Here is a 12,222-nt window from a genome sequence, read left to right as displayed (position 1 = left end):
CTATTTTGTTATTTCACTGAGCGGAAGTTTGACGTCCAGCAGAGCCATTGCCTCTTCTTTTTCCCGGCTGGTGACATGGGTGTATACCGTCGTCGTCTGAATGGAGGCATGTCCGAGCAATTCCTGCACTGTACGCAGATCAGCTCCCCGCCGCAGCATCATGGTGGCGAACGAGTGACGCAGCTTATGGCTGGAATACCTTTGACGCTGATGAGAAGGCGCTTCCTGCTGGAAGCGTTCGAAGGTTTCTGTGGAGATGAGCTGCATGCTGCGAATGGAAAGACGCTTTCCTTTTTGAGATATAAACAAAGCTTCTTCTTTCTCGCCGCGCCACGGATTCAGTCGCTCCCCGAGAGCCTGAGACAACACTTCTGCTACCGTTTCGGGAACAGGTATGGAGCGCCATTTCCGTCCCTTACCGAACACGTCCAGGGTTCGCCGCTCGGGGTTATAGTCTTTGCAATTAAGCGCATGAACTTCACCCACACGCAGCCCCATGTAACCCATAAGCAAAAAAATCGATAGATTACGGGTGCGATACTTGCCCTCGACGGATGTCAGGAAACGGGTCAAACCGCTTTCGTCCAGAAAGACGGGAGCACGGTTTTTCTCCGTTTTAGATTTTTTGATACCCGATGCCGGATTAGTGGTCAGCACTTCAAGTTCAATGAGGGATTTGTAGAAACAGTTGATCGCCGCGTGTTTACGATTACGGGTAGCATCACTCACGCCACGTTCCCTTGCACGAGAAAGGTAAGAAAGTACATGCAGCTTCTTCACTTGCTCCAGCGATTTTCCTTGAATAGAAATAAGGAATTCCACCACATCCCCCGTGTAGGATTTGACCGTATGTCCCGTGTAACCGGCATCCTTCATCCAGATATGAAAAGCCTCCAGTTCATCTGAATACCGCTCCTTAATCTCTTCGTTGATCATCTGCTCCCCTCACCTCCTCTGATTTTTCATGTATTAACTGAACTGTATGAAATGGCCTTACCATCTGCACACCGATGACAGAGAATGTATCCTCAAGTTAATGGAAAATCAACCTCTTCTACAATGACAACATCGGCCATTAGCAAAATCGTTTCCGGTTGGCCCGTGCTGCGCGTGAGCACAAACGACGGAATTGGATTTTCATGAAGTTCATTCACCGATTCCGCTATTTGAACATACAGATCCAGATGAAGTGTCTCCCCTTCGCCTGGAATATCAATAACTGGCCAATCTTTGCGAATGCAATCCGTCCAAAAAGCCAGCTCATTCGCTGGAACAATACTTAACCGCTGTACCTTCGGATCAATGTAAAATATCGCTTGTCGCTCAGGCCCATCCCCAAGCTTATCCCATGCCAACATATTAGCGGCTTGCTCGTTCGGTGGAGAATAGATAGAATAACACCACGGAGTCATCCCCCATACTACCACCATAAGCCCTTCTTCAAGTAAAATATCCAGATGACCTGCTGTAAAATATTCAATCAAATTATGGTTGCCTGTTCCGAACAGTTCTTCTACTCGCTTCGCAACATGATCCAGATCCGCAAGAATGAACCCTCTTCGGCCGTAGGAGTCAAACACGTGATGATTTCGTGTCCATACGGCTGATGATGAATCGAGCATTGGGGCTTCTGCCGGGAACAGCGTAATATGTACGGTATTGACCTGTGCGTATTTCACCATTGCCAGTTGTTCCGGTTCCAACGGACCTTCGGCGATCCGGGGTGTTTTTCGATGCAGGGCAATGCGTACCTCGTATTCTCCCGCTTCATAAGGTGCCAGATCAAGTTCAATAGGATAACTTATGCCTTGGATCGAAGCAATCGAAATCCGACTATTCTCCGTCAAATGAATCGCATATTGCACGTACGATATTTCAGATCCATATAGAATGTTAGCATCCTCTCGGAGAATAGCTGTCTGCAATTGCTGTGCGATCACGGAAACTTTGCGGCCATCCTCCAGATGTCGCTGCGGATCGATATCCAGCTGCACATCATCTGCGCTACCCTCATGAGATATGATTAGTTTCGCCTCTGTGAGAACCGTTGAATCCGCGAGTGCAAATCCAAAATGCGACGAGTGTTCATTGAAATCGTTATGTAATCGTTCCTTCATTAAATAACCCCTCTCTTCGGTTCTGGTTGCAGCTCACACCACCCCAATATATTTCATATTTGGTTTAGCCGCAACCCCGGCCTGTTCATGCATCCGGCCTGTTCCCTTTAACCCTTACCCATTCGAGTGTCGAGTATAACGCATCAGAATTCATTTAACATTAATTTTTCGATATTAATCCTTAACTTTGTCCACATCTTCTTTCCCATCCCTTAACTCCTATGGCGGCACAAAAAAATCCCTGCTCCTTCGTCTCGCGAATGGAACAGGGACTAATCATACTCACGTTTGTGGATCACTTCTGGTTTAGGTTTAGATTCACTTCCGTCGAAGCGGATTCAAATGACTGTGGTTACGACCATAGACAAAATAGATGATTAATCCGATGATCAACCAGCCGAAAAATGTAATCCAGGTTAGCGCTGCAAGACGAGTCATCAAATAGAAACAGCCGAGAGCGCTCAAGATGGGAATCAAAGGTACCAGCGGAACGCGGAAACCCCGTTTAAGATCAGGGTTATTTTTTCGCAATACAATAATTCCGAGACTTACTACTGCAAAAGCAAACAACGTTCCGATGTTCGTAAGTTCCGCCAGATGGCCGAGTGAGATAAAACCGGAAAACAAAGCTACGATAATTCCGGCAACCCAGCTTCCGATCGCTGGAGTTTGACTTTTGCCACTCACTTTCGAGAACACCGGGGACAACAACCCATCACGTGACATCGAATAGAGCAGACGGGTCTGACCATACATCATCACCAGCAATACTGTTGTAATACCCGTAATCGCCCCTAGGGACACAATCCAGGACAAGCCGTTTAATTGAACAAATTCAAATGCAAAGGCTACCGGATCACTTACGTTTAACATGTTATACGGCACGATACCTGTGAGAATCAGAGATACTACAATATAAAGAACGGTACACACTGCAAGAGAAGCGATAATACCAATGGGCAGATCACGCTGAGGTCGCTTCACTTCTTCGGCTGCTGTTGATACAGCATCAAACCCGATATAAGCAAAAAACACTGTAGCGGCACCAGCTGTCACACCGGAGAAACCAAATGGCAGGAAGGGATGCCAGTTCGCTGGCTGAACATAAAATACACCCACCCCGATGAAGATCAATACGACGATAATTTTAATCGCTACCATGATCCCATTCGCTCTCGCCGCTTCCTTCACCCCTCGGGTAAGCAGGAACGTAATGATTAATGTAATTACAGCTGCGGTAATGTCAAAATACGTGCCTGTTTCCGGATTAAACGCACTCGTTAACGCATGAGGCAACTCTAGTCCGAACCCGGATAATAAGGTCTGGAAGTACCCCGACCAACCGCTAGCTACCGCCGCACTCGCAAAGCCATATTCCAGAATAAGATCCCAGCCCAGAATCCAGGCAATCACTTCACCAAACGCTGTGTAGCTGTACGTATAAGCACTTCCCGATGCCGGAATGGTGGAGGCAAATTCAGAGTAACATAGAGCGGCAAACGCACAGATAATACCCGCCAGTAAAAAGGATAACACCAGACCAGGTCCTGCATATTTGGCAGCTGCCACACCTGTCAGTACAAAAATACCGGTACCAATAATCGCTCCAACTCCGAGCGTCGTTAGATCGAAGGCTCCAAGGGCCCTCTTCAATGCACCGCTCTCGTTCGCTTCGCTGACAATCGGTTTTTTACGGAATAACAACCTGATTTTCTCATTTCTGCTCATACACATGTTCCTTTCATGGTGAAGCTTGAATATGTTGCGACGTAATAACGACGAAGGTTGTCTCATCTGTTCTACGAAAAACTCATTTGTTCTATCTTAAGCATCACCTATAAAAACCTATCGAATTCTACACGTTATCGCGTTGAATGATTAAATTTATTTTTGAGAGTTAGCTTATTGTGACCTTTATCCACGAAAAATATCATGTTCTGTTTCCCAGGTTAAGTTATGAAAATGGATTTAAAGTAAAACTGCGTATAATTTATATTATGCGCAGTTTTTTCGAATACTCTCGCGGACTAAATCATGCTACAAATCGTTGTTATATGTATTTATACAGATGAAAAAGAATTTCGTCTTTTTCTGCTGTCATCTCCTCCCTTCATTCATCAGATGAGTACGCCTAAGTTAACCTGCAATCCATTTTAAATCATCTAAAGTTTATATAAACAAAAAAAGCCGCTAAATTCAGCGGCCCCTTGCAATCTTTCAATCAATCCTATCGTTGTGCCATATCCACATCTCTCGACTAACGATTATGGAGCAACGATACTTATCTGTACTTCTAATCCTAATGCAGATCTTCTCCATGAGATTCAATCACTTTTTTATACCAGTAGAAACTGTTCTTTTTACTTCTCTTCAGCGTGCCTTTGCCTTCGTTATCCTTATCTACATGTATAAAGCCATAACGCTTGGCCATTTCACCCGTGGAAGCACTCACAATATCGATACAACCCCAGGCTGTATAACCGATCAGGTTAACGCCATCACGGACAGCTTCTCTCATTTGTTCAATGTGAGCGCGCAAAAACTCAATTCGGTACGTATCGTTAATGGTACCATCCTCTTCAACCACATCAACTGCACCCAGGCCATTCTCTACAATCATCATCGGAATGCGATACCGATCGTATACGTGGTTCAGCACGTACCGGAGTCCAACCGGATCAATCTGCCAGCCCCAGTCCGTAGCTTTCAGATATGGATTTTTGTATCCACCAAAGACATTACCTTGGGTCTCATCACCCTCTGGGCGGGTACCGACCACGTGAGATTTATAGTAGCTAAAGCTATAGAAATCCACACAACCTTGTTTGAGAACTTCTTGATCATCATCGGCCATCTGAATGTGGATATTTTTCTCTTCAAAATATCTCTTCGCAAAGTCAGGATATTCGCCTCTAACTTGTACGTCACTGCTCATCATATTGTTGATCTGATCCATTCTTAGCGCTTGTAACATATCCTCCGGTTTACATGTACTTCCGTACCCGTGACTGTAATTGATCATACAACCGAGTTTGAAGTCTGGATTGATCTCATGCGCAAGTTTGACTGCTTTGGCACTCGCCACAAATTGATGGTGCAGCGCTTGGAATCTCATCTGCGTGCTGTCCACTGATGTATTGTTAAATACACCGCCATTTTTATCAACCAGAAGTCCTCCTGCCAAGTAGGCACCTGCTGGAACAATCAGGCTATTAATCTCGTTAAACGTGATCCAATACTTCACCACGTCTTTGTAACGATTAAAGATTGCGTCGCAATAATTAACATAACAATCGATCATTTCTCTGGAAGCCCAAGCATTGAATTTTTCGGTTAATGCAAACGGTGCTTCATAGTGGGAGATTGTAACGATCGGTTCGATATTATACTTTTTCAATTCATTGAACACATTGTCGTAAAATTGAAGCCCCGCTTCATTCGGCGCTGCATCGTCTCCGTTAGGGAAAATTCTGGACCATGCAATGGACATTCTGTAACAACGGAAACCCATCTCTGCGAACAAACGGATATCTTCCTTGTAATGATGGTAAAAATCTACGGCTTCATGAGAAGGATAATGAACCCCCTCTTCAGTCGTTATCGTAATGCGACGGGGAACCGTATGGGTTCCGCCTGTCATCATATCAGCTGTACTCGCTTTTTTGCCATCAAGGTTCCAGGCACCCTCGTATTGGTTTGCCGCTGTTGCACCACCCCACATGAAAGATTCGGGGAAAGTATTTTTGGTATTCATGAATCATTCCTCCTTAAATAATCTTGATGAGATTTTCACCGATTGTAATTGATTCTTTGTCCGTTGTGATGACATCTACAAAATCATCCGAATTCGTAACAATGATCGGTGTAGTCAGATCGTAACCCTTAGCCGCTATGGCATTCGTATCAAACTCAATGAGCAAATCTCCAGCTTTTACAGTATCGCCTTCTTGGACATGAACCTTGAAATGCTCCCCTTTCAGCTTTACGGTATTCATTCCGATGTGAATGAGAAGCTCCGCACCATCATTTGAACTAATACCAATGGCATGGGACGTAGGGAAAACCGCAGATACCACACCGCCCGCTGGTGCTACAAGCTTTCCAATTGTCGGCACAATAGCGATTCCTTTTCCCATAGCGCCAGTTGCAAAAGCTTCGTCATTAATCGTGGATAACTCCAGAACTTTACCAGTCAACGGAGCAGTGAGGACATGTTCAGAGACACCGGCAACCGTTGTACGATCGTTCGTAGACGTTTTTTCTTGAGTTGCTTGATTCTTTCCATCCTCAGGTACATCTTCAAATCCTAAGATAAGAGTCATGATGAATGTAACTACAAATGCAATCACACAACCAATTGCGGCATGAACCAGGTTCCATGGATGATCCGTGATAAATGCGGGTAGCGTAGCTATACCTGCAATACCCAGAGCCGATCGAGCTACACCGAACAAACCGACATAAACACCAGCTACAACGCCACCAATGATTACAGCGATCAGTGGTTTTTTCAAACGTAGGTTTACACCAAACAAGGCGGGCTCGGTAATTCCGAGAAGGGCCGTTATACTTGTAGAATAAGCAACTTGTTTAAATGCTTTATTTTTAGTTCTTATAGCAACCGCAAGCGCAGCTGCACCTTGAGAAATATTGTGCACAAGCATACCTGGACCAACAATGCTATCCGTCTTCGTCTGTGCATACGCAGTGAGCACAACAGGTCCCAAACTATAATGCATACCTGTCATAATCAGGAACGGGAATGCCCCGCCGATAATACCAGATACTAACCATCCCGCATGTGTATTAACAAAAGAAACGCCTGATGCAAGGTAGTTACCCGCGATGGCACCGATCGGACCCAGTACAATCAGCGTTAGCGGAGCCATAATAAGAATCACGATCAACGGTTTAAGAATGGATTTGATAACCGATGGAGAATACTTCTCGGCAAAGCGTTCAACATACGACAAGATCCATACCGCTAAAATAATCGGAATAACCGACGAAGTATATGTTGCCGGCGTGACAGGCAGTCCCAAAAACGCAACGGGCTTACCTGCACTCATCAACGCTCCAAGAGCAGGATGCAGCAGAACACCAGCAATGGTTAATGCAAATCCCACGTTAGCTTTAAGCTTAACGGCCGCACTCCAGGCAAGCAGCATCGGCAAGAAGTAATATGCCGCATCACCGATAAAGGTCATAATTGTATTGAACTGCCCATCCAGATCAACGAGATCAAATGTTTTCAAAATAAGAAGAACGGCTTTGATCATCGCACAACCAATCATGGCTGGCAGGATGGGTGTAAAGATTCCGGAGATCGTGTCCAGAAGCGTAGTCAGTTTTCCCTTTTTCACAGTAGGGGCATCATTATTGGTTGCAAAGTTCCCCAGTTGCGTCAAAGCTTTATACACATTGTTTACCTCATTACCGATAATGACCTGATACTGCCCACCACTGCTGGCAACACCCACAACACCTTGGACATTTTTTAATGCATCATTGTTGGCAACTTTCTCATCTTTCAGATTAAATCTCAACCTTGTAGCACAGTGTGTTACACTATCTACGTTTTTTTCTCCACCGACCAGTTTTAAAATCTCGGCGGCTGTGCTTTCATGTTTCATGTACTGCTCCCCCTCAAACGTTTTTAGGTATAAAAAAAGACCTAGAATTCTATCGAATATAGATAAGCTCTATACACGATGGAACTCTAGGTCTTGCCTGCCTCACCAGTAACAATCCTAGTATACTCATTATAATGGACTGATGAATTATTCCTTCTCTTCATCAATGACCCTTTTGATATGAACCGTTAAATACACCAATTCATCTTCCGTTAATTCTTTTCCATAATCGACTCGAATCAGCTGCGCAATCCGGAGACTGCATTGATATTCATTCGCATACTTTTCTTTAATGATATGGAGAAAGTCACTGTCACCGCTTTTTACAATCGTATGATTAAACAAGCGATAGGCGAAAAATTTCAAATGTGTGACTAGTCTGGAATAATGCAGCGAGCTTTCATTAAAATGTATATTAAACTGATATCGAATAATATTCAAGACTTTATGAATCAACTGTGTAATCTTCATGGTTTCTTCCATTTCAGATCCCAGTTCTGCATTGACAATATGAAGGGCAATGAACCCGGCCTCATCTTCAGGCAGTGTAATGTTAAATTCCTCATTAATCATATCCCGGGCTTTCATAGCCACGCGGAATTCATTGGAGTAAAACGCTTTAATTTCAGACAACAAAGCATTATTGAAATTCATGCCCTGTTTGTAACGTGCTACGGCAAAGTTAATATGGTCCGTTAACGTTAGATATATATTTTCATTGAGTTCCTTGTTTAAGGACTGCTTGGCGTACTGAATAATACTGTCGGACACACGAATATATTCCATGGGGATTTGTGCCAGCAGGGCATATAATTTACCTGTTACATTTCTGGATTTCAGAAAAAATTCTTTTTCAATTTTGACTGTGTCCACATCGTCTCCCTTTTTCTTCTGAAAACCAATGCCACTGCCTAAAAGCATCATCTCCTGGCGCCGTTCATTGACTGCACAGACGACATTATTGTTAATAATTCGCGTGATCTTCATCGGAATCTCCTTTTAAAATGAAACGTTAACAGAATTTAACAACAAAAAAAAGACCATTAATTATGCAACCATGAAAAAAAAATTCTGCATGTTTGCATTATCAATCGGTCTTGCCTGCTGATCAGTAACAATCCTGATTAAATTCATTATTAACTTATATGGCTATCTTAGTGGAAAGCGTTCTATTTGTCAACATACCTTACTTCAACTCTGGTTTGATTTGAAAAAGTAATACAGATAATCGATTAGATCAAAAAGAAAAAGAAGAGAAAAGAGCCGTATTCCAGATTAACGGCCCTTTTACTTTTATTGATGTTACCAACCTTATGAAAAAACAACCCGATTCGCATCGGACATCCGATATTGCGTCAGCAAATATTCCGTACTCTGCATGGCTTTGCGGCGAATTTCATCCAGATCCACATGTAACAATTTGCCCTCTCGCTTCACGGGTTTCCCGGCAACAAAAACCGTATCCACATTGGATGGATTAGCAAATTGCACCACAGCTCCAATGGGATCATGCACCGGAAACAGATTCAGATCTGTTGTACGAATCATAATTAAATCCGCTTCTTTGCCTGGTGTAAGCGATCCTGTTTTTCGCTCCAGTCCTAAAGCCTGTGCACCCGCAGACGTAGCAAATCGCAGCACCTGGCTTGCCTGCAAACTCAGTTCACCGGGCATTTCCCCTTGTTGTAGCAATAATTCATTGGTTCGGGAACGTTCGGCTTGCAGTGCAAACTTCATCTGTGAAAACATATCTCCACCTGTCGAGGTCACGACATCTACCCCAAGCGTTGGCGTACCTCCATGCTCGAGAAAGTGTCCTGTAGCTGGATATCCATGTCCCATCATCATCTCGACTTCAGGTGTGACTGACAAAGAGGCCCCGGTATCCGCCAGCATTTTGAATTCATCCATACCCATCGTATTCCCGTGAACAACATTGATCCGCGGACTAAGCAGCCCTGCCTCATACATTCGGCTGATCGAACGGTCCGCTGATCCCCAGCTTCCGAAACCGACATGCATCGAACAAATCGCGTCCAGTTCTTCTGCAAGCCTTATGTCCTGCACCGTTGTATCCCAGTGGCTAAACTCTGGGCCGCGAATCGCAAGTCCATAGGTGAGGAGTTGATCATTCGAAGAGAAGTATTTCTCTTTAACCCCTCTAACATTTTCGGGATACGATAACTTGCTATCTCGATTCCAATACGCCGTTTCACCTGGTACACCATGAGCAAAAACAGCACGAATGCCTGCATCCTGCAGTCCTCGAATCAACTCATCCGTATGTTCAGCCGAGTATGGCATGCTCCAGTCCAGTACAGTGGTCACGCCTGCATTAAGCGCTTCCAGTGATCCAAGCAGATTGGCAATATAGCTATCCTGCGGACGAAGCTTGCTTCCCATCGCTCCATAGTACAAATTTTGCAGATATACAGGCAGCGACCAGTTGGTTCCCGCTGTTTTGACGAGTGATTCCCACATATGCCGGTGTGTATCCACCAGTCCAGGCATAATAATCATGTCAGAAGCATCGATGACCTCTATATCTGGATCAGCCACCTCTATATTCGGTTGAATGGCCGCAATCACAGAATCCTGAATAAGTACGTCTGCCCTGTTATACTGACCAATACGAGCATCCATCGATAATACACAACCGTTCTTCAAAAGATAACTTGTCCCCATGAGACACCTCTCCCATCATAATGGTTTGTAAAATGATCCGATCTGCATTGCTTATTTCCTTTTGCTTATGACTATATTTTCGCTAGTATATATACATTATATATCAAGTGTTTTTATTTATCAAATTCTGGAAGAGATAACTGAGACCTATACGGTAATTCACGGATTGGAAAAAATTGAACTTCGTTGGTAAACTTGATAATTATGTTTCACTCTTTTCCCCATTAGAGTGCATTTTTCGTTTCGCTCGAAAACGTCTCACCTTCATTAGGTTTCCGCACATCTTATCATCGCAATATTTCTGTGTTCTGCTCCGGGTATCATCATAGAAGATCCAGCGGCAGTCCGGATTGTCACAGGATCGAATTCTCTTTCCTTCGCCTTCTACCAGTGTCATTGCAAAATCAGCAGCAATCTCTGCCATCACCTGAGCCCAATGTCTATGAATGGGAACAAGCGCAATACCCAGTCCTTGATTCTGTTCCTGTAAGATGAATCGTCTAATGACTTCACCAGCCTGCATAAAATCATTCAACCATGCTCGATCCTTCTCCGTTAAGATTGTTCCGTCAGATAAACGAATAGCAAGTGACTGCAAACCATCTCTAAAGCTTCTCATGGTGGATTCTTCTTCATTCGATGCCGGTACTGGCGCTCCCAAATTCCAACGATTCAAGAAATCTTGTTGCCAGCTTACGTTCCCCATTCTGTCTTCTGATCGCTCCCCGCCACGCCAATCATGATAATCGCTGTTTACAAAATCAGTCCATAATCTATCCATTAGGTCCTCCGATTAATGTAACTGTCTAAATTAGATAAAGATGGTTACACCCTTTGAGATTGTGTTATATTAATTGTAACCATTTCAACCCATATTAGCTAGTTACCAGCATGATGAAACAAGACGAGATGAGTCTGACAAGAGAGGAATGAAATTTAAAAATGAAAACCGTCACCACAGCATTAGATGTATTGGTTATTCAGAATGAAGATACTTGGGATCAATGTAACTGGATCGTTCCATTGTCCAAGGCTCTGGAGGGGCTGACCGCCGAACAGGCTGCTTGGGTTCCTCCATCAGGTGGACTGAGCATATGGCAGCTGGCCAATCATATGTTTTATTACAATCAACGGATCTTGGATCGACTTCAGGGGAAAACTCCCTCTACACCCGCTGCCGATTCTAACGTAGCTACGTTTGGTATGTCCGGTGATCCCTTGAACGAAGCTGGCTGGAACAAACTTATGGAGCAAACCACTAAACTGGCTGAACAGTTGCGCGATACCCTTGCTGAATTACAGGACTCGAAGCTTGAGGAAGCTTATATGGATTCCGAACAAAACTGGGCTCAGACGCTTGCCCGCTGGGTTCTGCACGACGCTTATCATGCAGGTCAGATTGTGCTGTTACGCAGACAACAAGGCAACTGGAGTATTGTTTTCTAAAAAAACACTTGAACTGATAGCGTTTACAGGAATAAGATGAACTTCATAAGGTTACAACTTGTTCAATACACTAATTAATTGAATAGGATCTTCGGGGTAGGGTGCAATTCCCAACCGGCGGTGATGTTCTTATAGAACCAGCCCGCGACTCGCTGTTTAAGGTTACGACCTGGGAGCGACTGACTTGGTGAAATTCCAAGGCCGACGGTACAGTCCGGATGAGAGAAGATCAACACAATGGCAGGCCGTATAGGGGAAGTCTTTTCCTTGACGCCTTGTCTTTGAATGGTCCCCCGTTTATTTGGCGTACGCCAAGGACGGGGGATTTTGTCGATTTTGCC

General features: G+C 44.2%; 9 protein-coding genes and 1 riboswitch. Of the genes, 1 reads left to right on the top strand and 8 read right to left on the bottom strand.

Features of this window, described 5'->3' with window-relative positions; all coding sequences use genetic code 11:
* The 8 genes from ACUTVW_RS06630 to ACUTVW_RS06595 form a co-directional block, all read right to left on the bottom strand.
* A complete protein-coding gene (locus ACUTVW_RS06630; RefSeq protein ID WP_445645071.1) occupies nt 1–936 on the bottom strand; it encodes a tyrosine-type recombinase/integrase in 936 nt (311 codons plus the stop codon).
* A gap of 92 nt (nt 937–1,028) precedes the next feature.
* Nucleotides 1,029–2,117, bottom strand: coding sequence for a hypothetical protein (locus ACUTVW_RS06625; RefSeq protein ID WP_445645070.1), 1,089 nt, complete (start codon nt 2,115–2,117; stop codon nt 1,029–1,031).
* A gap of 318 nt (nt 2,118–2,435) precedes the next feature.
* A complete protein-coding gene (locus ACUTVW_RS06620; protein ID WP_445645069.1) occupies nt 2,436–3,845 on the bottom strand; it encodes an amino acid permease in 1,410 nt (469 codons plus the stop codon).
* A gap of 571 nt (nt 3,846–4,416) precedes the next feature.
* Nucleotides 4,417–5,871: a glycoside hydrolase family 1 protein gene (locus ACUTVW_RS06615; RefSeq protein WP_445645068.1), complete on the bottom strand. Its 1,455-nt coding sequence runs from the start codon at nt 5,869–5,871 to the stop codon at nt 4,417–4,419.
* A 13-nt stretch (nt 5,872–5,884) separates the two neighbouring features.
* Nucleotides 5,885–7,750, bottom strand: coding sequence for a beta-glucoside-specific PTS transporter subunit IIABC (locus ACUTVW_RS06610; protein ID WP_445645067.1), 1,866 nt, complete (start codon nt 7,748–7,750; stop codon nt 5,885–5,887).
* 147 nt (nt 7,751–7,897) lie between these two features.
* Nucleotides 7,898–8,737, bottom strand: a complete 840-nt coding sequence (licT, locus tag ACUTVW_RS06605; RefSeq protein WP_445645066.1) for a BglG family transcription antiterminator LicT — start codon at nt 8,735–8,737, stop codon at nt 7,898–7,900.
* A gap of 324 nt (nt 8,738–9,061) precedes the next feature.
* Nucleotides 9,062–10,435 (bottom strand): amidohydrolase family protein, encoded by a 1,374-nt coding sequence (locus tag ACUTVW_RS06600; protein WP_445645065.1) that lies wholly within the window; start codon nt 10,433–10,435, stop codon nt 9,062–9,064.
* Nucleotides 10,436–10,637: 202 nt separating this feature from the next.
* Nucleotides 10,638–11,216 carry a CGNR zinc finger domain-containing protein gene (locus tag ACUTVW_RS06595; protein WP_445645064.1) on the bottom strand — a complete coding sequence of 193 codons (579 nt, stop codon included), beginning with the start codon at nt 11,214–11,216 and terminating at the stop codon, nt 10,638–10,640.
* Nucleotides 11,217–11,377: 161 nt separating this feature from the next.
* Between ACUTVW_RS06595 and ACUTVW_RS06590 the strand changes: the two genes are divergently transcribed.
* Nucleotides 11,378–11,881 (top strand): DinB family protein, encoded by a 504-nt coding sequence (locus ACUTVW_RS06590; protein ID WP_445645063.1) that lies wholly within the window; start codon nt 11,378–11,380, stop codon nt 11,879–11,881.
* An 83-nt stretch (nt 11,882–11,964) separates the two neighbouring features.
* Nucleotides 11,965–12,115, top strand: a riboswitch (FMN riboswitch).
* The last annotated feature ends 107 nt before the right edge of the window (nt 12,116–12,222 follow it).

This window comes from Paenibacillus sp. TSA_86.1 (genome assembly GCF_052691815.1).
Note: the sequence above shows the minus strand (reverse complement) of the source record. Positions and strands in the feature narration are given on the sequence as shown.

Coding starts and splice junctions, on each gene's coding strand:
- ACUTVW_RS06630 (WP_445645071.1), bottom strand. CDS start 936: ATGATCAACGAAGAGATTAAGGAGCGGTATTCAGATGAACTGGAGGCT.
- ACUTVW_RS06625 (WP_445645070.1), bottom strand. CDS start 2,117: ATGAAGGAACGATTACATAACGATTTCAATGAACACTCGTCGCATTTT.
- ACUTVW_RS06620 (WP_445645069.1), bottom strand. CDS start 3,845: ATGAGCAGAAATGAGAAAATCAGGTTGTTATTCCGTAAAAAACCGATT.
- ACUTVW_RS06615 (WP_445645068.1), bottom strand. CDS start 5,871: ATGAATACCAAAAATACTTTCCCCGAATCTTTCATGTGGGGTGGTGCA.
- ACUTVW_RS06610 (WP_445645067.1), bottom strand. CDS start 7,750: ATGAAACATGAAAGCACAGCCGCCGAGATTTTAAAACTGGTCGGTGGA.
- licT (WP_445645066.1), bottom strand. CDS start 8,737: ATGAAGATCACGCGAATTATTAACAATAATGTCGTCTGTGCAGTCAAT.
- ACUTVW_RS06600 (WP_445645065.1), bottom strand. CDS start 10,435: ATGGGGACAAGTTATCTTTTGAAGAACGGTTGTGTATTATCGATGGAT.
- ACUTVW_RS06595 (WP_445645064.1), bottom strand. CDS start 11,216: ATGGATAGATTATGGACTGATTTTGTAAACAGCGATTATCATGATTGG.
- ACUTVW_RS06590 (WP_445645063.1), top strand. CDS start 11,378: ATGAAAACCGTCACCACAGCATTAGATGTATTGGTTATTCAGAATGAA.